We start from the raw sequence: 26,322 nt of genomic DNA, 5'->3' as shown, positions 1-26,322 counted from the left end.
ACAGATCGCTCCGTTCGGCCTCCGCACGGCGCACGCTCCGCTCAGAATCGGCTCATGTCGCTCCTCGATTCCCCCGCCCCGCCGCTGCGACGCCTGCGCGCGGACGAAGCGCCGTGGCCAGGCGCGCTCCTGCCCGCCCTCGACCCCGGTGACCCGCCGACGGTCCACGTCGCGCTCGACCTCGTTCCCGACGTCCTCTGGCGCGCGGCGCCGGACGGCCACCTCCTCGTGCCGTCCGACATCTTCCGCACCGAGGGTGGCCACGCGGCGGTCGTGCCGCACTGCCCGCACCGTCTCGTCGAACGCGCGCACACCGCGTCGGCCGGTGAGGCCGTCACGATCGCCGTCAGCCTCCTGCGTGCTGCGGCGGAGGCGCGGGCGCTCGGGCTCGTGCCCGCCGAGGACGCTGGTGCATGGTGGGTGGATGCCTCGGGGCGTCCGGTCCTCGCCCTCACCGGTGCGGCGAACTGGGCGGACGAAGCCCTCGACCTGCTGGAGGTTCTGGCGGCCGGCGCGCCGCGGCAGCTTGCCGCGGCGCTCGATGACGCGGCCGCGGTGCTCGCGGCGCCGCGGTGGCCGCGCGCGGATGCGGCCGCCGCGGAAGACGCGCTCTTCGACGCCGCCGAGCCGCTCGCGCTCCGCTCGGAGGGCCACAGCGACGATGCCGCCGCCCGTCAGGATCTGCGGCCGCGGCGCTCGGACAGTCTGCGCGGGGAGTGCGGCGAGGCCCGTTCGGGCCGTCGCCGCGACGCGGCCGTGCGAAGCGGCGAGACCTGGATCGCCCGCTTCACCGAGGCCGGGTGGGCCGCACGCGTCGCGGATGCGCTGCGCGGCACCCTCCGCGGGCCGGCGCTCCTCGCGGAGGCGCTGCGCGAGCGCCGAGCCGCGCGCTCCCGCGTCGAGTCCCCGCGGAGCACCGCGGCTCCACGTCGCTCGGGCGATGAGTCGCCCGCCCGGCGGCGCCGCGCACCGATCCTCGTCGCGGCCGCGCTCGGTGCGACGATCCTGGTGGCCGGTCTGATGTGGCCCGAGCCCTCCGCGGAGGCGGGCTCCGCGCCGACGCCGAGCATCACGCCGACGACCGGCGGAGTCGAGACGGCCGAGGCCGCACAAGCGGAGGACGCGCCCGACACGGACGGCGAGAACACTGCGGACGTTGCGACGCAGGCGGATGCCGGAGAGCCGACGCCTGACGCCACCGGGGGCGACACGCTGACGGCGGCAGCCGGCGCGGCGCTCACTGCCCTGACCGCCTGCGGAGAGGGGCAGCCGTGCCCGGGTGTCCTCGAGACGGACGGCGCCCTCGTTCCCGCCGGCGTGGCGTCGTCTCCGGGCATCGAGCGCACCGCCTCGCTTCTCGACGAGTACGGGGGCGTCGCGGTCTTCCGTATCGAGGCCGTGGGGGAGCCCGGCATCCCCGCGCAGATTCTCGTGATCGTCAGCGGCGCTCACGACACATGGCTGGTCCGCGACGTGTACGACGTCGCGGACCAGCCGTGAGTGTCTCCGATACCGGTGCGTCCCGGCGCCGCCGCGGGTCAGATCCCGAGCTGGCCCTCGAAGTCGGCCGCCTCGAGACGCGACTTCACCGCGCCGAGGAAGCGGGCGGCGTCCGCGCCGTCGACGATGCGGTGGTCGTAGGAGAGTGCCAGGTAGACGTAGGAGCGGACGGCGATGGCGTCCACACCGTCGATCTTCACGACGCCGGGCTCCTTCACGACCGCGCCCGTGCCGAGGATCGCCGACTGCGGCAGGAAGACGACGGGCGTGTCGAACAGCGCACCGCGCGAGCCGGTGTTGGTGACGGTGAAGGTACCGCCGGCCAGCTCATCGGGCTTCAGCTTGTTGTCGCGCGTGCGCGCCGCGAGGTCGGCGATCTCGCTCGAGATGCCGGCCAGCGTCTTGTCGCCCGCGTCACGGAGCACGGGAGTCAGCAGGCCACGCTCGGTGTCGACCGCGATCGAGATGTTCTCGGTCGCGGGGTAGACGATGTCGGTGCCGTTGACCGTCGCGTTGATCACCGGGTACGCCTGCAGCGCCTCGGCCGCGGCCAGCACGAAGAACGGCAGGAACGAGAGCTTGCCGCCCGTCTTCGCCACGAAGTCGCTCTGGACGGCCGTACGGTACGCGGCGACCTTCGTCACGTCGACCTTGACCACCGTGGTGAGCTGAGCGGTCTGCTGCATCGAGGCGACCGCGCGCTCGGCGAGGACCTTGCGCAGGCGGGACATCGGCTGGGTCGTTCCGCGCAGCGGCGAGACCTCGAGTGCCGGGGCGGTGGGGGCGGCGGGGGCGGCCTGCGATGCGGCGGGTGCCTCGGCAGCGGCGGGCGCGGCCTTCGCGGCCTCGGCGGCCTTCAGGACATCCTCCTTGCGGATGCGTCCGCCGACACCGGTGCCGGTGACGCTCGCGAGGTCGACGCCCTGCTGCTGGGCGAGCCGACGCACGAGCGGCGTGACATAGGTCGTGACGTCGTCGTCGGCCGGGGCGGCTGGGGTGGACGCCGCGGGGGCCGGCGCTGCGGGGGCCTCCGCCGCGGGGGCGGGCGCCTCCGGAGCGGGCGCCGGGGCTGCCGGTGCGGGGGCCCCGGCGGCGGGGGCGGGAGCCGGGGCGTCGGGCGCCGGAGCCTCGGGCGCAGGAGCCTCCGTGGCGGGCTTTGCGGGAGCCTCCGGAGCGGCGGCGGACGCACCGGAACCGATGCGGGCGAGCACCGAACCCACGGCGACCGTCTCGTCCTCGGAGACGACGATCTCCTGCAGGACGCCGGCGACCGGTGACGGGATCTCGGTGTCGACCTTGTCGGTCGAGATCTCGAGGAGCGGCTCGTCGACGGCGACGTCGTCGCCGACCTGCTTGAGCCAGCGCGTGACGGTGCCTTCGGTGACGCTCTCGCCGAGCTCGGGCAGGACGATGTCCTGCGCGTCGGCGCCGGCGGGCGCGGCCTCAGCGGCCGGCGCGGGCGCGGGCTCGGCGGCGGGCGCGGCCTCTGCGGCCGGCGCAGGTGCCGCCTCGGGCTCCGCGACCGGTGCCGCCTCCGCGGCCGGCTGTTCGGCGGCGGGCGCGGCGCCCTCCGCGGGTGCGCTCGAACCGTCGCCGATCTTCGCCAGGACGGCGCCGACCTCGACGGTCTCGTCTTCCTGCACGAGGATCTCCTCGATCACGCCGCTGACGGGCGAGGGGATCTCGGTGTCGACCTTGTCGGTCGAGATCTCGAGCAGGCCCTCATCGGCCTCGATCGTGTCTCCGACGTTCTTGAGCCAACGGGTGACCGTTCCCTCGGTGACGCTCTCGCCGAGCGCGGGGAGGACCACGGATGTGCTCATGACTGTGTCTCCTTCAGAAAGTCCGATGTCGTTCTAGCTTAGTGACCCCGCACTGCGGGGGGTGCCGTGGCGCGCATCAGAGCGCGTGCAGAGGCTTGCCGGCGAGGGCGAGGAATGCCTCACCGAGCGCTTCGCTCTGGGTGGGGTGCGCATGAACGTACGGGGCCACGTCCTCGGGGTGTGCCTCCCACGCCACGACGAGCTGGCCCTCGGTGATGAGCTCGCCGACGCGGTCGCCGATCAGATGCACGCCGATGACCGGTCCGTCCTCGACGCGGACGACCTTCACGAGCCCGCCCGTGCCGATGATCTCGCTCTTCGCGTTGCCGGCGAGGTTGTACTCGGCCGTCCGCACGCGATCGCCGTGCGCGTCGCGCGCCTGCGCCTCGGTGAGGCCGACCGAGGCGACTTCGGGGCTCGAGTAGGTGATGCGGGGGATGGATGCCCCCGGCACCGAAACGGGGGAGAGCCCTGCGATCTGCTCGGCGACGAAGATGCCCTGCTGGAAGCTGCGGTGCGCGAGCTGCAGCCCCGGAACGATGTCGCCGACCGCCCAGACGTGCGGCACGCTCGTCTGCAGGCGCTCGTCGACCCTCACGAACCCGCGGTCGAGCGTCACGCCCGCCTCGGCGAAGCCGAGCCCCTCGGTCGCCGGGCCACGGCCGACGGCGACGAGCAGGTAGTCCGCGTCGAGGGTCTCGCCGCTTTCGAGCGACACCTGGACTCCGGCATCCGTCTGCGTCACCCCGGCGAACCGGGTGCCGAGCTTCGCCGTGATGCCGCGCTTGCGGAACGCCCGTTCCAGGCCCTTGCTGAGCGCGATGTCCTCGTTCGGGACGAGGTGGTCGAGAGCCTCGACGATCGTGACCTCGGCGCCGAACGAGCGCCAGACGCTTGCGAACTCGACGCCGATCACCCCGCCGCCCAGGATGACGACGTGCTCGGGGACGACGTCGAGGGCCAGCGCCTCCTCGCTCGTGAGGACACGGCCGCCGAGTTCGAGTCCGGGGAGCGACCTGCTGTACGACCCGGTCGCGAGGATGACGTCCGTGCCGCGGTAGACGTCGGCGCCGACGGCGACGCCGCCGTCGGGCAACAGGCGACCGGCGCCCGTGACGGTCGTGATGCCGCGCGCTGCGAGGAGCCCCTCGAGTCCCTTGTACTTCTTCGCGACGATGCCCTCGCGGTAGGCCGTGACCCCGGCGATGTCGATGCCCTCGTAGGAGGCCGTGACGCCCACCGAGCCGGCGCTGCGGACGTGGTCGGCGACCTCGGCCGCGTGAAGAAGTGCCTTGGTGGGGATGCACCCACGGTGCAGGCACGTCCCACCGACCTTGTCCTTCTCGACGATGACGACGCTCTTGCCGAGCTCGACCGCGCGGATGGCTGCGGCATAGCCCCCGCTGCCCCCGCCGAGGACGACGACGTCGACGGCGTGGTCGGTCATCGGGTGCCCTCCGCGCCGTCGCGTGCGCCCGGCTCCGCTGCGCGACTCTCGACGAGGTCGATGAGCGTGCGCACGGTCGCCGCCGTCGGGCCCTTCTCCGTCGCACCGAACGCCGACTTCGCGGTGCCGCTGCCGGCGATGTCGAGGTGCACCCACGGGATGCGGGGCGCGTCGGCATCCTCGCCGGTCCGGCCCACGAACCGCTGCAGGAACAGCCCCGCGAACAGCGAGCCGCCGGAGGTGTCGCCGATCTTCGCGTTCTGCAGGTCGGCGATGGGGGAGTCGAGCTCGTCTTCCATGTGCGCCGGGAGCGGCAGGTGCCACGCGGGCTCGCCCGCGCCTGCCGCGGCCTCGAGATAGTCCGCCACGGCATCGTCGTCGCCCATCACGCCGGTGTGCCGGTGACCGAGGGCGACGATGATCGCGCCGGTGAGGGTCGCGATGTCGACGATGAGGTCGGGGGAGGTGCGGCTCGCCGCGACGATACCGTCGGCGAGGACGACGCGGCCTTCGGCATCCGTGTTCAGCACCTCCACGCTCGTGCCGTCGGCGATGCGGACCACGTCTCCCGGGCGCAGGGCGCGGCCCGACGGCATGTTCTCGGCGAGGCACAGCCAACCCGAGACGCGCACGGGAACGCCCAGCACCGCGGCGGCGCGCACCACCGCGAGGACGCTCGCGGCACCCGCCATGTCGAACTTCATGCCCACCATGCCTGCGGGGGGCTTCAGCGAGAGTCCGCCGGTGTCGAACGTGATCCCCTTGCCGACGAGCGCGACGTGCGCGGTCGCACCCTCCGGCGCGTAGTCGAGATGCACGAGGCGCGGCGGCCGCTCGGATCCCTGGCCGATGCCGAGGATGCCGCCGAAGCCCTGCTCCTCGAGCGCGTGCTCATCGAAGACCTCGACGTCGACGGGAAGGCCCTCGAGCGAGGCGAGGGCGGCGTCGGCGACGTCCTGCGGGCCGAGCCACTGCGCGGGGGTGTGGACGAGGTCCTTCACGAGGGCGACGGCGGAGGCGACGGCGACAGCGCGTGCGACTGCCGCGGGCGCAGGCTCGGCGGGCCAGTGCAGGGTGACGACGTCGGCGCGAGCGGCACCGGCGTTCTTTTTGTAATCGTCGAAGCGGTATCCGCCGAGCAGGGCACCTTCTGCCGCGGCGCTCCACAGGGCGGCATCCGCCGTGTTGCTGTCATCGGCGACCGCCGGAGCGGCGACGGCGAGACGGGCGAACCCGGTGGTCGTCCGCACGGCCGCGCCGACCGCCTCCCGGAGCGTCGCCGCGTCGGGCGCGGAGCCGGTGCCGACGACGAAGAGGGGGAGGGGCGTGGCCTCCGGTACGTGCACGCGGACGGTCCCGCCCGGAGAGCCGGAGAAGCCGACACCCTCCAGCACGGAGCGCAGTCCCGGCCAGTCGGCCAAGGCATCCGCCGCGTCATCGAGCGGCGGGAGCGCGAGCACCAGCACATCGGCGTCGGCGGCGGAGAGGAGGGCGGTGGACGTGGACAGCTCGGGGAACGCCATGCCCCCATCCTAGGAGCGGTCCGCGGCCCGCGCCGCGGTCGGCTGTTCGCTGTCAGCGCGACCGAGCCCCACCTTCCGCTGCGGCTCGTAGAGTTGATGCATGCCCTTGAGCGGTCCCCTGTACGAGCGCGTCGCGTCGGCACCTCCCGTGCCCGCGGGGCTTCCGCTCGTCATCGCCTTGACCGGTTTCACGGATGCCGGGGGTGCGGTCTCCCGGATGATCGACCTCTTCCGCGACGACCTCGATCCGTCGCCGGTCGTCGTGTTCTCGGCCGACGTGCTGCTCGACTACCGTGCCCGGCGTCCCGCCGTCACGTTCGACGGCGATCACCTGGTCGACTACCGGCCGCCGCGGCTCGAGCTCTCGCTCGCCCATGACACCCTGGGACAGCCCTTCGTGCTGCTCGCCGGCTACGAACCGGACTTCGCGTGGGATGCCTTCGCCGATACCGTCGTCGGTCTCGCCGAGGGGCTGCAGGTCTCATCGGTCACGTGGGTGCACGCGATCCCCATGCCGGTCCCGCACACGCGCCCGATCGGCACGACGGTGAGCGGCAACCGCGCGGAGCTGACGGAGGCGCACTCGGTGTGGAAGCCGCACACGCAGGTGCCCGCGACGATGGGGCACCTCCTCGAGCTGCGCCTCTCCGAGAGCGGCCACACCACCGCCGGGTTCGTGCTCCTCGTGCCCCACTACCTCGCCGACACCGACTACCCGGCATCCGCCCTGGCGGGGCTCGACAGCGTCTCGGTGGCGACGGGGCTCGTGTTCGACGGCGACGAGATCCGCGAGGAGAACCGCGACTATCTCGCGAAGGTCGACGACCAGGTCGAGGGAAACGCCGAGCTCACGACGATGCTCCACACCCTCGAAGAACGTTACGACGCGTACATGGCGGGGTCGACCCAGGCCCAGCCGATCATCCACACGGGTGACCTGCCGAGCGCCGACGAGCTCGCCGCCGAACTCGAGCGGTTCCTCGCCGACCGCCGCGACGGCGACGACAAGCGCGGGCGGCGCTGAGCGCGTTCGCACGTACCGCGGAATGCCAGGGCCGCCGCCGACGTTGTCGTTGAGGTCCGACGCACGCATCGGCCCGCCGCAGCTTCGCAGGTTGAGGGCAGGTTCGCAGGCTGAGGTATGCGACAATAGGACACCCGACCCGTTGTCTTCACGGTGTGGCATCCCTCGCGGATCGCTACGCCGGACTTGACAAGGGTCTTACTAGTGTCCGAAACCCCCCGGCGCCCCCGTCGGTGAAAGGCGAGACGTGACTTCCGGCACGAAGACCACCCGTACGCGCAAGACGGACGACACCGAAACGACCGCGCAGGAGACCGTCGAGGCCCCTGCGGCAGCGCGCAAGACCGCCGCCAAGGCTCCCGCGAAGAAGGCTGCAGCCGCGGCGGAGAAGCCCGCCGCGAAGAAGCCGACAGCCAAGAAGCCCGCAGCGGCGAAGCCCACCGCGAAGAAGAAGAAGGACGACGAGGACGTCGAGATCGACGACGAAGAGCTCGAGACGCCCGACGACGGCGACGACACGGATGCCGGCGACGACAGCGACGACGCCGCGCCGAAGGACGCCAAGAAGTCGGGCGACGACGCGGACGACGAGGACGACGACGAGGGCACCACGAAGCCCGCGTTCACCGAGCCGCTCCCGACCGGGGCGATCGTCATCTCGTCGAGCGACGAGGACGACGTGCCCGTCTACTCGACGCAGATCACCGGCGCGACCGCCGACCCGGTCAAGGACTATCTGAAGCAGATCGGCAAGGTGCCGCTCCTGAACGCGGCCGAAGAGGTCGAGCTCGCGATGCGCATCGAGGCGGGCCTGTTCGCCGAGGAGAAGCTCTCGCACATGTCCGCCGCCGAGAAGTCGAGCCAGCTCGGCCTCGATCTGCAGTGGGTCGCCCGCGACGGTCAGCGCGCGAAGAGCCACCTGCTCGGTGCGAACCTCCGCCTCGTGGTGTCGCTCGCCAAGCGCTACACGGGCCGCGGCATGCAGTTCCTCGACCTCATCCAGGAGGGGAATCTCGGCCTCATCCGCGCCGTGGAGAAGTTCGACTACACCAAGGGCTTCAAGTTCTCGACGTACGCCACGTGGTGGATCCGCCAGGCGATCACCCGCGCCATGGCCGACCAGGCGCGTACCATCCGCATCCCGGTGCACATGGTCGAGGTCATCAACAAGCTCGCCCGCGTGCAGCGTCAGATGCTGCAGGATCTGGGCCGCGAGCCCACGCCCGAGGAGCTCAGCCGCGAGCTCGACATGACCCCCGAGAAGGTCATCGAGGTGCAGAAGTACGGCCGCGAGCCGATCTCGCTGCACACGCCCCTCGGCGAGGACGGCGACAGCGAGTTCGGCGACCTCATCGAGGACACCGAGGCCGTCGTCCCGGCCGACGCCGTCGGCTTCACGATGCTGCAGCGTCAGCTGGAGTCGCTCCTCGACTCGCTCAGCGAGCGCGAGGCGGGCGTCATCCGCATGCGCTTCGGCCTCGGCGACGGGCAGCCCAAGACGCTCGACCAGATCGGTGACACGTTCGGGGTGACGCGTGAGCGCATCCGCCAGATCGAGTCGAAGACCATGGCCAAGCTCCGCCACCCGTCGCGGTCGCAGTCGCTGCGGGACTACCTCGAATGAGCGAGACCCCCAACGACGGCAAAGTGCTGTCGGTCACGACCGACGCGGGCACGTTCAAGCGCATCCCGATCCGCACGCGCGTCGTGTTGCCCGGCGACGACCTCGACGCGTTCATCACCGAGTACGCGACGGGGCTGACCGAGCCCGGCGACACGCTATTCGTCACGGAGAAGATCGTCGCCATCACGCAGGGCCGCTCGTACACGCTCGACGAGATCACGCCGCGCCCGCTCGCGCGTTTCCTCTCGAAGTACGTCACGCGCACCCCCTACGGGATCGGCCTCGGCATGCCGGAGACGATGGAGATGGCCCTCCGCGAGTGCGGCACGCCGCGCATCCTCTTCGCCGCCGGCGTCAGCGCGGTGACGAAGGTCTTCGGGCGACGCGGAGACTTCTACCGCATCGCCGGCGACAAGGCGCGCGCGATCGACGGGCCGACCTCCGGCACCATCCCGCCGTACAACAAGGCCGTCGTCCTCGGCCCCGAAGACCCCGACGGGGTCTCGGCGCACCTGAAGGCGCTCCTCGGAACGGGCGCGGAGGTCGCCGTCGTCGACATCAACGACATCGGCGGCAACATCCTCGGCTCGACGCTCGACGCCCAGGGCGAGCAGCAGCTCGTCGGCATCCTGCGTGACAACCCGCTGGGCCAGGGCCACCAGTCCACGCCGCTCGGCATCGTCCGGAAGGCGTAGCGTGGGCGCGCTCGACCGCGCCTATCGCAAGGCGCGCTTCTTCGTCCGGCGTGTGACCTCGTTCGATCGCGAGCGGGTGGTGCAGTTCGCGCGCCAGTCGGCGCGGCTCTCGAAGGCCCCGCTGTGGTGGGTCACGCTCGACATGGCCTGGTGCGCCGTGCGGTACGAGGCGACGTTCGAGAACTACTCGGAGTGGGACTTCCGCATCCTCTCCGGGCGGGAACGGTCGACGTACATGACCGACCCGAAGTCGTTCCACCTCTCCCGCCGCCTCAACGACGACGCCGTGCGTGCCGCCTTCGACGACAAGATCGAGTTCGCCGGGCGGTTCCAGGGCGAGCTGGGGCGCGAGTGGATCGACATCCGCTCGGCATCCGACGACGACCTCGCCGCGTTCCTCTCGCGTCATGACCGCGTCATCACGAAGGACCCCTCGGGAGTCGGTGGCAACGGCATCCAGATCCGCGACAGCGCCGACCTCGGCACCGCCGCGGATGCCCGGCGGACGCTCACCGATGCGGGCCAGGTGCTCGCGGAGCAGCTCATCGTCCAGCACGAGGACATGGCCAGGCTCTACCCCGGGAGCGTCAACTCGCTGCGGGTCGTCGCCTATCGCGACCCCGATGACGAGGTGCACATCCTCGCGGCGGTGCTGAAGATCGGCAACGGCGGGATCATCGACAACTTCAGCAACGGCGGCATGTACACGATGCTCGGTGACGATGGCCGAGCCCTGCACCCCGCGAGCGACGAGGAGGGGCACGCGTTCGCCGTGCATCCTTCGACCGGCGTCGAGATCACCGGGTACCAGGTGCCGCTGTTCGACGAGGTCAAAGCTCTCGTCGACACGCTCGCCCGGCGCGTCCCCGAGATGCCCTACATCGGTTGGGACATCGCGATCACCCCCGACGGCCCCGTCGTCATCGAGGGCAACCACAACTCGGGCGTCTTCCAGTCGAAGCCCTCGGTGTCGGGCATCCGCCAGGGTCTCCTGCCGCGGTACCGGGCCGCGATGAGATTCTGACCCGGCGCTGTCCGATCCACGAGGAGAACCCCGCATGGCCAACGTCCGACTCGGTTACCTGATCGACCGTGCGCGGAACATCCGCGTGCGGAACCTGTTCGAGTTCGCCCAGCAGGTGGGGCGCGTCTCGAAGGCGCCGACACCGGTGATCGTCGCGGACATGCTGTGGTGCTCGGTGAAGTACGACATGGGTTTCCGCGACTACGCCGTGTGGGACATCCGCCTGCTGAACCGCGCCGAGCGGGCGACGTGGATGACCCACCCGAAGTCGTTCCGCATCACGCGCCTGCACAACACACCCGAAGGGCGGGCGAAGCTCGAGGACAAGCGCCGGTTCGCGGTGGAGTACGCGGACCTCCTCGGCCGCGAGACGATCGACCTGCGCGACGTGGACGACGCGACGCTCGGCGCGTTCCTCGCCCGGCATCCCAAGGTCATCACGAAGCAGGTCGACGGCCAGGGCGGCGGCGGCATCACCGTGCGCGAGGTCGCCCCCGACACGGATGCCGCAGCGTTCCGCGCCGAGGTGATGGCAGCCGGCCAGAGCGTGGTCGACGAGTTCATCACGCAGCACCCGCGGATGTCGGAGGTCTACCCCGGCAGCGTCAACACCGTCCGCCTCATCACGTTCCTCCGCCCCGACGGTGAGGTGCGCCTGCTCGCGGCGGTCCTGCGGATCGGCAACGGCGGATCGATCGACAACTTCGCCTCCGGCGGCATGTACACGATGCTGGATGCCGAGGGGCGCGCCCTCTACCCGGGCGTCGACAAGAACAGCAACGTCTACGACGTCCACCCCGTCACCGGGGTTCCGATCGTGGGCTTCGAGGTGCCGAAGTACGACGAGGTCGTCGCCCTGGCGGAGAGCCTCGCGCGGCGCACGCCCGAAGCGCCCTACGTCGGCTGGGATCTCGCGATCACCGAGTCGGGCCCGGTCGTCATCGAGGGGAACCACAACTCGAGCGTCTTCCAGCCGAAGCCCTCGGCGTCGGGAGTCCGGACGGGCCTGCTCAAGACGTATCAGGACGCCGTGTCGTTCTGACCTCGCGCGTGTCGTACGCGGCCGCTGCGTCGCGGCTCGCTCGCCGGATCAGCGCCCCAGCCGGGCGCGGAGCTTCTGCACGATCGGACGCATCTCGGGTGTCCGGGTCACGATGAGCGTCAGCGCGTAGACCACGACGACGGTGCCGCCGATGAGCGCGGTCGCGATGATCGCCGGCGCGATGCCCGACAGCGCCCAGCCCGTCCCGTTCCCGAAGCCACCGAGCGCGGCGGCCACGCCGGCGCCCGCGGCAGCGGCAGGAAGCGCGCGCATGCCGAACGACGCATACGCCTGCAGCGCCGCCGGCACCCCGGTCGCGCCGATCTTGCGGCGGAGCAGCAGAGCCGCGAGCACGACCTGCACGATGTTCGAGATCGACTGGCCGAGAGCGATACCGAAGGCGAGCCAGACCAGGGGAAGGGTGGCTGCCGCGATGAGCGCCGTGATCACGACGAGGACGCACTGGACGAGCGTGAACACGAACGGGTGGAACGTGTCGTGATAGGCGAAGAACGCGCGCGTCAGGGGCGCCTGGATCGCCAGCGGGATGAGGGCGAGCAGGTAGGCAGCGAGGATCGCCGCGAACTGGCCGGACTGCGAGGCATTGTCGGTGAAGACGCGCGAGATCGGCAGGATCGCCACGAGCATCGCCGCGAGCGCCGCGACGATGAACATCGCGATGATCCGGCCCGAGGTGCGCAGGTCGGTGTGGACGGCGGCGCCGTCGCCCGCGGCGGCGTGCTCGCTGAGCTGCGTGTAGTACGGCGTGACGATGGAGAGCACGATCACCGAGTAGGGGAGGATGAACACCACCCACGCGTACTGCAGGGCGGCGCTGGCGGCGCCCGCCTCCGACGCGGCGCCGACGAGATTCACCTGCACGGCGCCCGCGATCTGACCGGCGACGACCATGAGGAAGGTCCACCCGGCAAGCCGTCCCATCTGACGCAGGCCGATGCCGCGCCACTGGAAGTCGGGGCGGACGGTGAGGGCCGCGCGCTTCCAGAACAGCAGCAGCACGATGGTCTGCACGGCGATACCCGCGGTCGCTGTCCCCGCCATCAGCGCGATCATCCCGGGCGTCCACCCGATGGCACTGCGGGTCGGGCCGAATACGGCGATGAAGGCGAGGAACCCCACGATCGAGACGATGTTGTTGACGACCGGCGACCACGCGTACGGGCCGAAGACGCGGCGGGCGTTGAGGATCTCGCCGAGCAGCGCGTACAGCCCGAGGAAGAAGAGCTGCGGCAGGCACCAGTAGGCGAACGCGAGGGTGAGAGCGATCGCGTCGGACGACATCCGTCCGCTGTAGATGAGGACGATGAGGGGCGCGAGCGACACCGCCAGCAGCGTCACGGCGCCGACCGCGACCGTGCCGAGCGTGATGAGCTTGGAGACGAAGGCGCTCCCACCGTCACGGTGCGCGGCCGCCTTGACGATCTGGGGGACGAGGACGCCCGCGAACAGCCCCGACGAGACGAGGGCGAAGATGTTGTTCGGAAGCTGGTTGGCGATCGCGAACGCGTTGCCGGCGGGCGTCTCCAGGGAGCCCAGCGCGACGACGAGGACGACCGTGCGGACGAGGCCGGTGACACGGGACACCATGGTCCCGGTGGCGATCGTCGCGCTGGCGCGTGCGCCGCTCACAGAGCCTGCGGCCGGTCGCCCGAGAGCGAGTGGACCGGGGGAGGGCTGTTGCGCGTCATGCTCTCCAGACTAAGACTCCCACCCGGCGCGGAGTGTCCGCGGCGGATGGGAGTCTCGTCGGAAAGTGTCGGACGGCCTGGGATCAGACGGCCTGGGATCAGACTGCCTGGGAGAGGCGCGCCGTCTCGTCGTGCCACGAGGTGGCGACGGCGCGGAGCTTCTCTTCGTACTTGCGGCCGTGGTGGGCGCAGAAGAGCAACTCGCTGCCGTTGACCTCCGCGGCGATGTAGGCCTGCGCGCCGCAGGAGTCGCAACGGTCGGTGGCCGTCAGTCGGTACTCGAGGACGCCCGGTTCTGCGGTGGTCGACATGCTCATTTCGGTTCCTCCTCGGTACATGCGATCGCGTGCGGTTCTCTGACATACAACCACGTGAATGTTGCAGGTATGCCGCGATCCGGTCACATTTCGCTGTACGCGTACGGGGCTGCGTGTCGAGAATGCGTCGGCCGCGTTGCGCCACCCTGTGACGCCGTGTGTCGGCGCCGTCGTGTCCGCCCCCCGGCTTACGCTTGGAGATTGTGACCGCCGAGTACTCCGCCCATCACCTCCAGGTTCTCGAGGGGCTCGAGGCCGTCCGCAAGCGCCCCGGCATGTACATCGGCTCGACCGACTCGCGCGGCCTCATGCACTGCGTGTGGGAGATCATCGACAACTCGGTCGACGAGGCTCTTGCCGGGTACGGCTCGCAGATCGACATTTTCCTGCACGCCGACGGCAGTGTCGAGGTGCGCGACCGCGCCCGCGGCATCCCCGTCGACGTCGAGCCACGAACGGGCCTCACGGGCGTCGAGGTCGTCTTCACGAAGCTGCACGCGGGCGGCAAGTTCGGCGGGGGATCGTACGCGGCCTCCGGCGGGCTCCACGGCGTCGGCGCGTCCGTCGTCAACGCGCTCAGCGAGCGGCTCGATGTCGAGGTCGATCGGGCGGGCAAGACCTACGCCATGTCGTTCCACCGGGGCGAGCCGGGCGTGTTCGCCGGCCCCGGCCCCGACGCCCCGTTCACGCCGTTCGAGAAGGCATCCGAGCTCCGCGTCGTCGGCAAGGCGGCGAAGGGCGTCACCGGAACGCGCATCCGCTACTGGGCCGATCGGCAGATCTTCACGAAGGAGGCCGCGTTCCACCTCGACGAGCTCGAGCAGCGCGCGCGTCAGACTGCGTTCCTCGTCCCCGGCCTCGAGATCGACATCACCGACGAGCGCCCGTCGGCCGACGCCGAGGCGGCGGACGAGGCGCGCACGACCGTGTACCGGTTCGACGGCGGCATCTCCGAGTTCGCCGAGTTCCTCGCGCCGGATGCCGCGATCACCGACACCTGGCGCCTCACCGGATCCGGCACGTTCACCGAAACCGTCCCCGTCCTCCAGCCCGGGGGCGCGATGGTCCCCACCGAGGTCGAGCGCACGTGCGAGGTCGACATCGCGGTGCGGTGGGGGACTGGATACGACACGATCACCCGCTCGTTCGTGAACATCATCTCGACGCCCAAGGGCGGCACGCACCAGGCCGGCTTCGAGCAGGGTCTCATGAAGATCCTCCGCAGCCAGGTCGAGCAGAACGCGCGCCGCCTCAAGGTCGGCAGCGACAAGGTCGAAAAGGACGACATCCTCGCCGGGCTCACCGCTGTGCTCACGGTGCGCCTCCCCGAGCCGCAGTTCGAGGGCCAGACCAAGGAGGTGCTCGGCACCCCCGCGGTCCGCGCGATCGTCGCGAACGTCGTGGCGAAGGAGCTGACCGCACGCTTCGCGTCGACCAAGCGCGAGGACAAGGCGCAGACCGCTCAGCTGCTCGAGAAGGTCGTCTCGGAGATGAAGGCGCGCATCTCGGCGCGCACCCACAAAGAGACCCAGCGCCGCAAGAACGCGCTCGAGTCCTCGTCGCTGCCCTCGAAGCTCGCCGACTGCCGCACGAACGACGTCGTGCAGTCGGAGCTTTTCATCGTCGAGGGCGACTCGGCCCTCGGCACGGCGAAGCACGCGCGCAACAGCGAGTATCAGGCGCTGCTGCCGATCCGCGGCAAGATCCTGAACGTGCAGAAGGCGTCGATCAGCGACATGCTCTCGAACGCGGAGTGCGCGGCGATCATCCAGACCATCGGCGCCGGATCGGGTCGGTCGTTCGATCTCGACGCGGCGCGCTACGGCAAGATCATCCTGATGAGCGACGCCGACGTCGACGGCGCGCACATCCGGACGCTTCTGCTCACCCTCTTCTTCCGCTATATGCGGCCGCTCATCGAGGAAGGGCGCGTTTACGCCGCCGTCCCGCCGCTGCACCGCGTCATCATCGTCAATCCCGGCTCGAAGCCGAACGAGACCGTATACACATACTCCGAGAAGGAGCTGCACACCCTCCTCGCACGGCTGCAGAAGTCGGGTCGGCGCTGGCAGGAGCCGGTGCAGCGGTACAAGGGCCTCGGCGAGATGGATGCCGATCAGCTCGCGACGACGACGATGGACCGGGTCGGGCGCACGCTCCGCCGCGTGCGCGTGCAGGATGCCGAGGCCGCGTCGACCGTGTTCGAGCTGCTCATGGGCAGCGACGTGGCGCCGCGGCGCGATTTCATCGTGACGTCGAGCGACCGCCTCGACCGCGAGTCGATCGACGCCTGAGCCCCGGCATCCCGCGCCTCACGCGCCCACGCGCGCCCCACGTGCTCGCGAATCACCGCTCGTTGCGCGAGTCACCGCTGCTTTCGCGCGCAATCACGGGTGATTCGCGAAAGCGGCGGTGATTCGCGAGCGCTGATATGAGCCCGGAAACGCGCGGGGCCCGAAACCGAGCTGGGGGGATCGGTTTCGGGCCATCGCCGCGGCGCCCTCGCAACATCGTGATGACGACGGTGCAGATCGCGGACCATCGTCCCCGAAATCACGACCGTGCGTCGGGCGCTCAGTGAAGAACCGACTGGGGACCGGTTCTTCGGCTCTTCAAGACTAAGCAGACGCGCGCCCGCCTGCGCCCGACGAACGGCTAGTCCGCTTGCGACTTTCGTCTACATCGCGGCGGTCAGGAGGACAGCGGCAGCGACGCGGTGACGACCCATCCCTCCGCGCGACGCCCCGCTGAGAACGAGCCGCCGAACAGTCGGAAGCGCTCCTGCAGACGGACGATGCCATACCCGGACGACGGCAGACCGGCGGTGCGGGCCGGAGGCGAGTCGTCGGCGAACTCCAGATGGGCCCACCCGCGCTCGACGGTCAGGGTGATGCGGACGTTCTCGGCACCGGTCGCGTGCTTGAGCACGTTCGTCGCGCTCTCTCGGATGACGCGCGTCAGGGCGACGAGCGACGCGCCCGGAAGGCGGATCTCTTCGGGCACATCGGCGGTCACCGTGACGCCGGCCCGCGCGAGTTCCCTGCGGACGGCCGCGATCGTGCCGTCGATGCTGTCGGGCGAGGGGATGCGTTCGGGGGAGAGGTTCTCTTCGCCGCGCACCATGCCCAGCACTCGGCGAATGTCGGTCAGTGCTTGTACCGCGGCTTCGCGGATCGCCGTCTGCGACTGCGTGCGGGTCTGGGCGTCCTCGGTGCGTTCGAGCACGGCGGCGTGGAGGGCGACGATCGTGATCTCGTGGGCGACGATATCGTGCAGCTCGTCCGCGATGAGGTCACGCTCGTGTCTCAGCTGTTCCGCGACTTCGCGTTCGCTCTCCTCGAGCTGACGTGCCAGCATTTTCGACCTATCGTTCTGTTGCCTGATCGCGGCGCCGATGACGAGGCTGATCAGGGCGACGACGGAAATGACGACCGAGGGGAGAAGGTCAAGTCCCGATTCTGGCCGCCACACTTCCACCCCGAGCCACGCGAGCCACACGATGCCATAGACCGCGCAGAGGCGTGCACTGCAGGTAAGCGCGACGAGACCGAAGGCCACGGCGCACGCAAGCAGACTGTCCCGAGCTACGCCCGATGCCGCAGCGAGGATCATCGCGACGATAAGGACGCTTGTCGCGATCGGCGGACGCCACACGAAGAGTGCGACGGCGACTGTGATGCTCGTGGTGATGATCGCTCGCGACAGGCTTGTCTGTGTGCCACTGGTCGCGCGCAACAGCGAGTCGAGAATGAGGAGCAGCGCGACGATGACGATGAGGACGCGGCGCACCACAGGGCGCAGCGGCTCGTAGCTCCAGAACGGCGCACGCGCGTAGCGGGTGAGGGTCGCACGCATCAATGTCACAACGCGATTATCTCGTGCGTCCTCACTTCCAGAGGCCCATCATGCGGCCGATAATGTCCCATACACTCATGTCGTCACCTCCTTCAAGTGCTCGAATCGATTCTTCAAACAGACGTCTTCGCGCACGAGAGACGAAGGTCGAGACCACTTGCGACTTTCGTCGAATCCGAGCAGCGGCGTGCGGCGGAGACCACCGCTGAGCGTCCGTAGGATGGCGATGTGACCGAGCCGATTCGAGTGATCATCGTGGACGACGAGTCGCTGGTGCGCGCCGCGCTGCGCGTGTTCATCGAATCCTCGCCCGACTTCGCGCTCGTGGGCGAGGCGGATAACGGCGCCGACGCGGTGACCCTCGTCCGCGCGGTGTCACCCGACGTCGTCCTCATGGACGTGCAGATGCCCACGATGGACGGCATCGAGGCGACGCGCCGGCTCACGCACGAGTTCCCCGGCATCAAGGTCGTCGCGCTGACCACGTTCTCCGCCGAGCGCGTCATCGTGCCGATGCTGAGCGCGGGGGCGTCCGGTTACCTCGTCAAGGACACGTCCCCCGACGGCATCCTGGATGCTGCCCGACTCGCCCACGAGGGCGGGTACGTGCTCTCGCCGCGCGTCGCGAAGGAACTCATCTCGTCGGTGGAGACCTCGAAGGCGCCTCCATCGCGGTCCCTCGGACGCGACGAAGAGCTGACCGAGCGGGAACTGGAAGTGGTCGAACTGCTCGCTCAGGGCAAATCGAACGCCGAGATCGGCGCCGCGATGTTCGTGTCGGAGGCGACGGTGAAGTCGCACCTCGGGCGGATCACGGCGAAGTGGGGCGTGCGCGACCGCATCCAGGTACTGATCCGGGCTGCCGAACTCGGCCTCGTCACGATCGGCTGAGACGCGCGGAGGCACGCGTCCACGCTCCTGACCGGGCCGCGGCCCCGATCACGCGATGGGCGCGCCGACGGCGCCGACCACGGCGTCGAGCATCTGGCCCGAGGCATCCCGCTTCGCGCCGGATGCCGGAAGCTGGCGCACCGAGCCGTCCGCGCCGACCGCGCGAGGGTCGGCGCCGACCCAGGCGATCGTGAGCGCGTCCTCGCCCTTCAGGAAGCGCTGCGCGCGCACGCCGCCGGTCGCGCGGCCCTTGGCCGGGAACTCCGTGAAGGCCGACACCTTGGCGCTTCCGGCATCGGTGCCGGCGATCGCCTGCGTGGAGCCCGCGATCGTGACGACGACGGTGTCGGAGGAGGTCGACGCGGTGGCGGAGACCGTCGCGAAGGCGATGACCTCCGCTCCGGGCGAGAGGCGGATGCCGGCCATGCCGCCCGCCGCCCGGCCCTGCGGGCGCACGGCGTCGGCGTCGAAGCGCAGGAGCTGCGCGTCGGACGCGACGAAGACGAGCTCCCCGCCGTCGCGGCTGAGCCCGGCACCGACGACGCTGTCGCCGTCCTTCAACGCGATGATCTCGATGTCGTGCTTTCCGGCCGCGAGCTCCGCCGTCGACACGCGCTTGACCGTGCCGTGACGGGTGCCCAGGGCGATGACGTGGTCGCTGAGCGGGACGATCGCGACGACGTGCTCGCCGGATCCGAGCCCGAGGTACTGATCGGCCCTGGTGCCCGCCGCGAGTTGGACGGCGCCTGCAGGCACGGACGGCAGGTCGACGGGGGAGAAACGTACGAGGCGGCCCGCGCTCGTCACCGCGCCGATATCCCCGCGGGTCGTCGTGTCGACGGCGCTGCGGATCGCGTCGTGCTTCGCGCGCCGCGTCGGGGCGACAACGCCGCCCTCAGGGCTGAGAGCGGCCCGCACCATGCGACCGGTCGCCGAGAGGAAGACGCGGCACGGCTCGTCCGCGATCTGCAGGTCGGCGGGCGCCGCCGACCGCGACCGCGCGGCTACGGGTCCGCCGTTGAGAAGGAGCGTGCGCCGGGGTGTCCCGAAGGTCTCGGCGGCGGCGTCGAGCTCACGGGCGACCTGGGCGCGCAGGAGCGCCTCGCTGCCGAGGAGCTCCTCGAGCGCTGCGATCTCGGCCTTCAACTGGTCGCGCTCGGCTTCGAGCTCGATGCGGGAGAACTTCGTCAGGCGACGCAGACGCAGTTCGAGGATGTACTCGGCCTGCTGCTGCGACAGGTCGAACACGCTCATGAGGCGCGTGCGTGCCTGCTCGCCGTCGTCGGAGGCGCGGATGACCTGGATGACCTCGTCGATGTCGAGGATCGCGATCAGGAGCCCCTCGACGAGGTGGAGGCGCTCCTGCTTGCGCGCCAGACGGAAGCGGCTGCGCCGCGTGACGACCTGGATGCGATGGTCGAGGTAGACGCGCAGGAGAGGCTTGAGCCCGAGGGTCTGCGGCTGGCCGTCGACGAGGGCGACGTTGTTGATGCCGAAGGAGTCCTCGAGCGGCGTCAGCCGGTAGAGCTGCTCGAGGACCGCGTTCGGGTCGAAACCGGTCTTGATGCCGATGACGAGGCGCAGGCCGTGGTTCCGGTCGGTGAGGTCGGTGACGTCGGCGATGCCCGTGAGCTTTTTCGCGTTGACGGCATCCTTGATCTTCTCAATCACCCGCTCGGCGCCGACCATGTACGGCAACTCCGTGACGACGAGGCCGGTGCGACGCGGGCCGAGCGACTCCACCGACACCTTCGCGCGCGTGCGGAAGGTGCCACGGCCGCTCTCGTACGCCTCTGTGATGCCGTCGAGCCCCACGATGATGCCGCCGCCGGGGAGATCGGGTCCCGGCACGAACTCCATGAGCTCGGCCGTCGTCGCCTCGGGATTGTCGAGCAGGTGGATCGCGGCGGCGACGACCTCGATGAGGTTGTGCGGCGCCATGTTGGTCGCCATGCCGACCGCGATGCCGGTCGCGCCGTTGACGAGCAGGTTCGGGAAGGCTGCGGGGAGGACCTCGGGCTGCTGGAACTGCCCGTCGTAGTTCGGGATGAAGTCGACGACGTCCTCGTCGAGGTTCTCGGTCAGGGCGAGCGCGGCCGGCGCCAGACGCGCCTCGGTGTACCGCGCGGCGGCGGGCCCGTCGTCGAGCGAACCGAAGTTACCGTGCCCGTCGACGAGCGGCACGCGCAGGGCGAACGCCTGGGACAGCCTCACGAGGGCGTCGTAGATCGCGGAATCCCCGTGCGGGTGGAGCTTTCCCATGACCTCGCCGACGACGCGGGCGCTCTTGACGTGACCGCGGTCGGGGCGCAGGCCCATGTCGGCCATCTGGAAGAGGATGCGGCGCTGGACGGGCTTCAGACCGTCGCGGGCATCGGGGAGGGCGCGCGAGTAGATGACCGAGTAGGCGTACTCGAGGAACGAGTCCTGCATCTCCGCGGAGACGTCGACGTCTTCGATGCGGCCGTGACCTTCGGGAATGGACTCGGAGCGCGAACCTGCCATGGAACTGAGTGGACCTCGGGTAAGAGTCGGAGTGGTGGGACCGGATGGGCCGCATCGCCGTGTGCGAGACTGGCCCCGATGTCACTCAGCCTACCCGCGGACCCCCCGTTGGCCCGGAGCCTCACCGGTGTCGTGCCGCAGGTGCTCGGGTCGCTCTCCGGCGCACCGGACTGGTTCCCGACGGCGCGATCGGCGATCGTCGTCGTCGTCGACGGCCTCGGCCGCAGCAACCTCACCGCCCGCGGGGGCCACGCGCGATTCCTCACGTCGCAGATGACGAAGAAGGATGCCGCGCGCACCGTCTTCCCGGCGACGACGGCCACGGCGCTCACGAGCCTGCTGACGGGGGAGGATGCCGGCATCCACGGCATCGTCGGGTACCGCGCCCGCGTGCCCGGCACTCTCAGCGCCCCGAACCAGCTCAAAGGCTGGGAGACCGACGGACTCGACCCGCTGACCTGGCAACGCGCCGAGCCCCTGTTCGAACGCGAAGCGGCCGCGGGGCGCCCCGTGTTCGTCGTATCGAAGCCGAAGTACGCGGCGACGGGGTTCACGCAAGCGATCCAGCGGGGCGCGACCTTCCTTCCCGCCGAGACGGCCGAGGAGCGGTTCGCCGCCGCCGCCGATGCGGCCGCGACCCACCCCGGCGCGCTCGTCTACGTCTACGTTCCCGAGCTCGACACGATCGGGCACGCCCGCGGGTGGGAGAGCGATGCGTGGGTGCACGGCCTCGAGTCCGTGGATGCCGGCATCCGCCGCCTCTCCGAACGTGCCGCACCCGAGACCGGCATCGTCGTCACCGCGGATCACGGCATGGTCGACGTGCCTGCCGACCGGCAGGTGCTGCTGCGGGACGGGGACGCGCTTCTCGACGAGGTCGCACTCGTCGCAGGCGAGCCGCGCCTGCTGCAGCTCTACGTGGGCGACGATGCGGTGGAGGGCGCCGCCGAGCGGGTCGCGGAACGCTGGCGCGCCTCGGAGGCGTCACGATCGTGGGTGCTCACGCGCGCGGAGGCGGTGGCGGCAGGCCTGTACGGGCCCGTGGTGGATGCCGAGGTGCTGCCGCGGATCGGGGACGTGCTGATCGCCGCGCGCGGCACGGTCGCCTACTATGACGACCGGCTCGCCGACAAACGCGCTCAGCGTATGATCGGGCAACACGGCTCGCTGACCGATCAGGAGCGGATCGTCCCGCTCATCCGCTTGGGCGCCTTCGCGCGCGCCTGACGCGTCTGCCGCATACGCACCCATCGGTGATCGAGTACGCCGGCGCAGCGGCGTGTATCGAGATCCCGCTCAGCCGTCCTCGGTGCGCGCGCCGAAGACGATCTCGTCCCAGGAGGGCATCGAGGTGCGACCCTTGCGCCGCGCACCGTCACTGGAGCCCACATCGGCCGAGGGCTCCTCGGGCTCCGCGGGCGGGGCCTCGTCGTAGCCCGGCTCGAGCGCGTCGAACAGGGCGACCGGGTTGTGCGCGCGCTCCTCGGGCTCCTCCAGAGGCATCGGCTCTCGCTGCCCGCGACGGCGGCGCAGCGCCTCGAGGAGGTCGGCGGTCTCGGCGGAGGTGACCGCGGCATCCGGGGCGCGCTTGATCGCCGCCTCCTGAACCGCGGCGGTCGCGGGTGAGCGCTCCTCGGGAGCGACGGGCTCGGGGTCGACGTCGAGACGGCGCGGTCCGAAGGCGCCCGAGTCGAAGCGCGTCGAGTCCTTCATCGGGTTGGCGTCGAGCGCGCGCAGACGGGGGATGAGACCCTCCGGGAGCGCGCCCTGCCGCGAGAGTTGCGTGGCGTCGGAGTTCAGCGGCGAGAGCGTCGAGCGACGCGGGTCGAAGCTCCACCGCGCGTCGTGGTCGACGTCATTCGCGGTGAACTCGAGCTTGACGATCCAGCCGTTCTCCTCGCGCCAGCTCGTCCACCGCTCGCCCACGGCGCCCGCATCGGCGAGCTTCGTGCGCACCGCGGTGCCGAAGGTCGGCTGCGCGCCCGGGTCGAGTTCTCCCGCGATCAGCACGGGCACCGCGAGGGCCTGCCCGACGATGTGCTCGCGCTCGGCGAGGACCGGTCCTTCGAATCGCTGCACATCCTCGATGCGCGCGCCCAGCAGTTCCGCGACTTCGGCGGCCGAGAGCCCCGAGCGGATGTGGGCCTGGATGTCTTTCGGGCTCGGCCGCACCGTGCGGGGCTCGGCATCGCGCTCGATGCGCCGCAGCTGACTGCGCAGCGTCTCATCGACCGGCAGCGCGAAACGCTCACCCGTCTCGGTGGCGACGACCAGCACGCCCTCTTCGATTCCGATGACTTTGAGCTGCTCCATGCGAGACATGCCTCCAGATCCCTGCGTCGGCACCGAATACAGTGCCTTCGTCATGGTGTCACGGCCCGGGCTCAGCACCGGGAATAACGCGGGCGCGCCGCGAGTTCTCGTCGTCGCACCCGTCGGATGGCGGGATGCTCACGACGCGCATTTGCGAAAAGCTCCGCGCTCGTGCAAACTATGGCCGCCCCTCGCCCAAGAAGCGGGGGACGAACCCGTCAGATCCTGGAAGTGAGAGCATGGCGACCGACTACGACGCCCCCCGCAAGACCGAAGACGACAGCGAGTCGATCGAGGCCCTGAAGGAGCGCGTCCCCGACAAGATGTCCGGTTCGGTCGACGTCGAAGACGCCGACAACCCGTCCGGTTTCGAACTGCCCGGCGCCGACCTCTCCGACCTCGAGCTCGACGTCGTCGTGCTGCCTCCGCAGGAGGACGAGTTCACCTGCGTCGAGTGCTTCCTCGTCAAGCACCGCACCCAGATCGACCACGAGTCCTCCATCGGCGCGATCTGCGTCGAGTGCGCCGCCTGAGGCCGACGTCGTCACCGGCGCCGAGCGCCGTCGGCCGGACGTCTCGACGCTCGGCGGCGGCTCAGCCGCGTTGCGCCCGTCGGATCGCCGCGACCACGCGATCGGGCGTCCGCGTGGAGAACACCCACGCCGTCACCGGGTCGCGCGGATCGTCGACCGGCACGACGACCACCCCGTCGATGCCGCCACGGAGCGCGTGCCACGCGGTCGCCGGCAGTCCCGGCCCGCGGATGGCACGCGCCTGTTCGCCGACGAATCCTGCGGGATCTCCCAGGTAGGACACCGGGATGTGCGCGCGTCCGACCCGCAGTTCACCGCCGCGCACCTCGATGACGGGGCAGAGCAGGATCAGCGCGGTGAGGATGACCGCGGCGGCGACGACTCCCGCGACGAGCGCGACCGTGGCATCCAACGGCACGAACACGAGCGAGACCATCGGCGCGGCGACGGCGGCGCTGAGAAGCGTCCACAACGACGGACTCAGTCGCTCGCGGTAGGTGGGCGCCGCGGGTGCCGCTGAGCGCGCGGGAGCGTCGGTATTCACGTCGGTGTTCATGGGGGCGTGCACTAGCCTCGTCTGGTGATCGAATCCGTGGACGTTCCCATTATCGCGTCGCAGGTTCCCGTGTACGCCCACCCCGGCGATGCCGGAGCCGATCTGGTCTCGACCGAGGCGCTCCGCCTTGCGCCGGGCCAGCGCGCCCTCGTCGGCACCGGCGTGCGCATCGCCCTGCCCGACGGCTTCGTGGCGTTCGTCGTGCCGCGCAGCGGCCTCGCCGCGAAGCACGGCATCACGATCGTCAACTCTCCCGGCACGGTCGACGCCGGCTACCGCGGCGAGATCAAGGTCTCACTGCTGAATACGGATGGTGCGGAGCCGTACGACATCGCCGTCGGCGACCGCATCGCGCAGCTGATCGTCATGCCCGTTCCCCGGGTCACCTTCGTTCCCGTCGCCGAACTGCCCGACTCCCCCCGAGGAGAGGGCGGATTCGGCTCCACCGGCTACCAGACAGGAGAGGCGCGATGAGCGACGCATCCGCAGGAAAGTCCGCCCCCGACGACCGCGCATCGAGCGGACCGTTCGACGAGTCCGAGGCGAACCCCGTCCGCCCCTACATCGATCTCGGCGGCATCAAGGTGCTGCCCCGCGAGGGCCTGAACCTCCGCCTCGAGGTCGAGGAGCAGTCCAAGCGCATCGTGGCCGTCGGCCTCGACTACGCCGATTCGACGCTGCAGGTGCAGCCGTTCGCCGCGCCGCGATCGACCGGTCTGTGGGACGAGACACGCGAGCAGATCCGTCAGCAGATCCGTCAGCAGGGCGGGCGCGTCGAGGAGCGTGAGGGCCCGCTCGGCCCGGAACTCCTCGCCGAGGTGCCCGTCGCGGCCGGCCCCGACGCGACGCCCGGCAAGCGCCTCGCGCGTTTCGTCGGCGTCGACGGCCCGCGCTGGTTCCTGCGCGGCGTCATCGGGGGAGCGGCGACGAGCGATGTGGATGCCGCGGCACAGATCGAGGACCTCTTCCGCTCGATCGTCGTCGTCCGAGGCGGCACGCCAATGCCCCCGCGCGACCTCATCCCGCTGAAGATGCCCGCCGCCCCCGGCACGGCATGAGCGACACGGACGGCCGCCCCGTGGACGAGACGCCGGAGGCGCTGGAGCCACCTCAGACGCCGAAGCCGACAGCTGACGGGGAGCGCCAGCCCACGGCATCCGACCTGTTCGGTCAAGCCCTCGGCTCCGCGGCGCGCCGCGCGGGCATGGACCCCGCGAAGGAGGCGCACACCGGGCATGTCGTGTGGTCGGCGATGGGCGGGTGGCGCGGCGTGTTCGAGTCGGTGCTGCCCGGTCTCGCGTTCGTGCTGCTCTTCACCTTCACGCAGAACCTGCCGCTCTCCCTCGCGGTGTCGGTCGGGCTCGCGGCCGTCTTCACGATCATCCGCCTCGTGCAGCGCTCGACGATCTCGGCCGCCCTCGGCGGCTTGATCGCCGCAGGTGTCGCCGCGGCCCTGGCCCTGTGGACCGGGCGCGGGCAGGACAACTTCGTCCCGGGCCTCATCACGAACGCCGCGTACGGCACGGCGTTCCTGGTCTCGGCGCTGATCGGGTGGTCGCTCATCGGGCTCGCGGTCGGGTTCCTCATGAACGAGGGCACGGCGTGGCGAAAGGATGCCAAGAAGCGCCGCGTCTTCTTCTGGCTCGCCATCGCGTGGGCAGGTCTCTTCTTCGCGCGCCTCGCGGTGCAGCTGCCGTTCTACTTCGCCGGAGACGTCACCACCCTCGGGACCCTCAAGCTCGTCATGGGTCTACCGCTGTTCGCGCCTCTCATTGCGGTCACCTGGCTCGCCGTCCGCGCGGTATACCCGCCCCGCGTCGAGGCCGGCGACAGCCCCGCCTCGTGATAGATTTATCTTGACATCAAGATAAATTCTTCCCCCGGGTCGCGCTCTCCCGGTGAGGCGGCCGAGTAAGGCAGGCCTCACTAGCCGCGGGCGCA

Annotated in this window: 22 protein-coding genes; 13 read left to right on the top strand and 9 right to left on the bottom strand. The window is 70.5% G+C overall.

Annotation, left to right across the window (positions count from 1 at the left end; all coding sequences use genetic code 11):
* Positions 1 to 54 precede the first annotated feature (54 nt).
* The gene (locus ACRVYW_RS00500; RefSeq protein WP_431800673.1) at positions 55 to 1,500 is read left to right on the top strand and encodes a hypothetical protein; all 1,446 of its coding nucleotides are present in this window, start codon (positions 55 to 57) and stop codon (positions 1,498 to 1,500) included.
* 38 nt (positions 1,501 to 1,538) lie between these two features.
* Here the strand turns inward: ACRVYW_RS00500 and sucB are convergent, their stop codons facing one another.
* From sucB to ACRVYW_RS00485, 3 genes are all read right to left on the bottom strand, one after another.
* On the bottom strand, positions 1,539 to 3,323 hold the full coding sequence (sucB, locus tag ACRVYW_RS00495) for a 2-oxoglutarate dehydrogenase, E2 component, dihydrolipoamide succinyltransferase (protein ID WP_431800671.1): 1,785 nt from the start codon (positions 3,321 to 3,323) through the stop codon (positions 1,539 to 1,541).
* 76 nt (positions 3,324 to 3,399) lie between these two features.
* Complete coding sequence (gene lpdA, locus ACRVYW_RS00490) at positions 3,400 to 4,770, bottom strand: dihydrolipoyl dehydrogenase (RefSeq protein ID WP_431800669.1); 1,371 nt, start codon at positions 4,768 to 4,770, stop codon at positions 3,400 to 3,402.
* Positions 4,767 to 6,293 (bottom strand): leucyl aminopeptidase, encoded by a 1,527-nt coding sequence (locus tag ACRVYW_RS00485; RefSeq protein ID WP_431800667.1) that lies wholly within the window; start codon positions 6,291 to 6,293, stop codon positions 4,767 to 4,769. Before ACRVYW_RS00485 ends, lpdA begins: the two co-directional genes overlap by 4 nt.
* Before the next feature lie 100 nt (positions 6,294 to 6,393).
* On the opposite strand from ACRVYW_RS00485, the gene ACRVYW_RS00480 reads away from it, so the two are divergent.
* The 5 genes from ACRVYW_RS00480 to ACRVYW_RS00460 all read left to right on the top strand — a co-directional run bounded on the left by ACRVYW_RS00480 (position 6,394) and on the right by ACRVYW_RS00460 (position 11,702).
* On the top strand, positions 6,394 to 7,317 hold the full coding sequence (locus ACRVYW_RS00480) for a proteasome assembly chaperone family protein (protein WP_431800665.1): 924 nt from the start codon (positions 6,394 to 6,396) through the stop codon (positions 7,315 to 7,317).
* 247 nt (positions 7,318 to 7,564) lie between these two features.
* The gene (locus tag ACRVYW_RS00475; RefSeq protein WP_431800663.1) at positions 7,565 to 8,941 is read left to right on the top strand and encodes an RNA polymerase sigma factor; all 1,377 of its coding nucleotides are present in this window, start codon (positions 7,565 to 7,567) and stop codon (positions 8,939 to 8,941) included.
* The gene (locus ACRVYW_RS00470) at positions 8,938 to 9,636 is read left to right on the top strand and encodes a coenzyme F420-0:L-glutamate ligase (RefSeq protein WP_431800661.1); all 699 of its coding nucleotides are present in this window, start codon (positions 8,938 to 8,940) and stop codon (positions 9,634 to 9,636) included. Before ACRVYW_RS00475 ends, ACRVYW_RS00470 begins: the two co-directional genes overlap by 4 nt.
* Position 9,637: 1 nt before the next feature.
* Positions 9,638 to 10,660 carry a sugar-transfer associated ATP-grasp domain-containing protein gene (locus tag ACRVYW_RS00465; RefSeq protein WP_431800660.1) on the top strand — a complete coding sequence of 341 codons (1,023 nt, stop codon included), beginning with the start codon at positions 9,638 to 9,640 and terminating at the stop codon, positions 10,658 to 10,660.
* Between the two features lie 34 nt (positions 10,661 to 10,694).
* Positions 10,695 to 11,702: a sugar-transfer associated ATP-grasp domain-containing protein gene (locus tag ACRVYW_RS00460; protein WP_431800658.1), complete on the top strand. Its 1,008-nt coding sequence runs from the start codon at positions 10,695 to 10,697 to the stop codon at positions 11,700 to 11,702.
* A gap of 48 nt (positions 11,703 to 11,750) precedes the next feature.
* Here the strand turns inward: ACRVYW_RS00460 and murJ are convergent, their stop codons facing one another.
* Positions 11,751 to 13,352 carry a murein biosynthesis integral membrane protein MurJ gene (gene murJ, locus ACRVYW_RS00455; RefSeq protein WP_431800656.1) on the bottom strand — a complete coding sequence of 534 codons (1,602 nt, stop codon included), beginning with the start codon at positions 13,350 to 13,352 and terminating at the stop codon, positions 11,751 to 11,753.
* A gap of 157 nt (positions 13,353 to 13,509) precedes the next feature.
* Positions 13,510 to 13,728 carry a DUF7455 domain-containing protein gene (locus tag ACRVYW_RS00450; protein WP_431800654.1) on the bottom strand — a complete coding sequence of 73 codons (219 nt, stop codon included), beginning with the start codon at positions 13,726 to 13,728 and terminating at the stop codon, positions 13,510 to 13,512.
* A 203-nt stretch (positions 13,729 to 13,931) separates the two neighbouring features.
* Between ACRVYW_RS00450 and ACRVYW_RS00445 the strand changes: the two genes are divergently transcribed.
* Positions 13,932 to 16,022 carry a DNA gyrase/topoisomerase IV subunit B gene (locus ACRVYW_RS00445; protein ID WP_431800652.1) on the top strand — a complete coding sequence of 697 codons (2,091 nt, stop codon included), beginning with the start codon at positions 13,932 to 13,934 and terminating at the stop codon, positions 16,020 to 16,022.
* A 397-nt stretch (positions 16,023 to 16,419) separates the two neighbouring features.
* Here ACRVYW_RS00445 and ACRVYW_RS00440 read toward each other — a convergent pair whose 3' ends face one another.
* On the bottom strand, positions 16,420 to 17,583 hold the full coding sequence (locus ACRVYW_RS00440) for a sensor histidine kinase (RefSeq protein ID WP_431801704.1): 1,164 nt from the start codon (positions 17,581 to 17,583) through the stop codon (positions 16,420 to 16,422).
* 228 nt (positions 17,584 to 17,811) lie between these two features.
* On the opposite strand from ACRVYW_RS00440, the gene ACRVYW_RS00435 reads away from it, so the two are divergent.
* Entirely contained in the window at positions 17,812 to 18,474 is a 663-nt protein-coding gene (locus ACRVYW_RS00435) for a response regulator (protein ID WP_431800650.1), read from the top strand.
* 48 nt (positions 18,475 to 18,522) lie between these two features.
* Here the strand turns inward: ACRVYW_RS00435 and ACRVYW_RS00430 are convergent, their stop codons facing one another.
* A complete protein-coding gene (locus tag ACRVYW_RS00430) occupies positions 18,523 to 20,979 on the bottom strand; it encodes a DNA gyrase/topoisomerase IV subunit A (RefSeq protein ID WP_431800648.1) in 2,457 nt (818 codons plus the stop codon).
* A 78-nt stretch (positions 20,980 to 21,057) separates the two neighbouring features.
* Here ACRVYW_RS00430 and ACRVYW_RS00425 point away from each other — a divergent pair, with 78 nt between their 5' ends.
* On the top strand, positions 21,058 to 22,206 hold the full coding sequence (locus tag ACRVYW_RS00425) for an alkaline phosphatase family protein (protein ID WP_431800647.1): 1,149 nt from the start codon (positions 21,058 to 21,060) through the stop codon (positions 22,204 to 22,206).
* A 69-nt stretch (positions 22,207 to 22,275) separates the two neighbouring features.
* On the opposite strand, the gene sepH is transcribed toward ACRVYW_RS00425, so the two are convergent.
* The gene (gene sepH / locus ACRVYW_RS00420) at positions 22,276 to 23,292 is read right to left on the bottom strand and encodes a septation protein SepH (protein WP_431801702.1); all 1,017 of its coding nucleotides are present in this window, start codon (positions 23,290 to 23,292) and stop codon (positions 22,276 to 22,278) included.
* Between the two features lie 239 nt (positions 23,293 to 23,531).
* Between sepH and ACRVYW_RS00415 the strand changes: the two genes are divergently transcribed.
* The gene (locus ACRVYW_RS00415; protein ID WP_431800645.1) at positions 23,532 to 23,825 is read left to right on the top strand and encodes a DUF4193 domain-containing protein; all 294 of its coding nucleotides are present in this window, start codon (positions 23,532 to 23,534) and stop codon (positions 23,823 to 23,825) included.
* 61 nt (positions 23,826 to 23,886) lie between these two features.
* Here the strand turns inward: ACRVYW_RS00415 and ACRVYW_RS00410 are convergent, their stop codons facing one another.
* A complete protein-coding gene (locus tag ACRVYW_RS00410; protein WP_431800643.1) occupies positions 23,887 to 24,381 on the bottom strand; it encodes a DUF3093 family protein in 495 nt (164 codons plus the stop codon).
* A 24-nt stretch (positions 24,382 to 24,405) separates the two neighbouring features.
* On the opposite strand from ACRVYW_RS00410, the gene dut reads away from it, so the two are divergent.
* The 3 genes from dut to ACRVYW_RS00395 are packed head-to-tail and all read left to right on the top strand — an operon-like array spanning position 24,406 to position 26,227.
* Positions 24,406 to 24,855, top strand: a complete 450-nt coding sequence (gene dut, locus ACRVYW_RS00405) for a dUTP diphosphatase (RefSeq protein WP_431800641.1) — start codon at positions 24,406 to 24,408, stop codon at positions 24,853 to 24,855.
* The gene (locus ACRVYW_RS00400) at positions 24,852 to 25,439 is read left to right on the top strand and encodes a DUF3710 domain-containing protein (protein ID WP_431800639.1); all 588 of its coding nucleotides are present in this window, start codon (positions 24,852 to 24,854) and stop codon (positions 25,437 to 25,439) included. Before dut ends, ACRVYW_RS00400 begins: the two co-directional genes overlap by 4 nt.
* A complete protein-coding gene (locus ACRVYW_RS00395) occupies positions 25,436 to 26,227 on the top strand; it encodes a DUF3159 domain-containing protein (RefSeq protein ID WP_431800638.1) in 792 nt (263 codons plus the stop codon). The genes ACRVYW_RS00400 and ACRVYW_RS00395 overlap by 4 nt, the downstream gene beginning before the upstream one ends.
* Positions 26,228 to 26,322 lie beyond the last annotated feature (95 nt).

It is taken from the genome of Microbacterium sp. bgisy203 (assembly GCF_965345155.1).
GTDB lineage: Bacteria > Actinomycetota > Actinomycetes > Actinomycetales > Microbacteriaceae > Microbacterium.
This window is presented reverse-complemented; position numbering and strand designations above follow the sequence as displayed.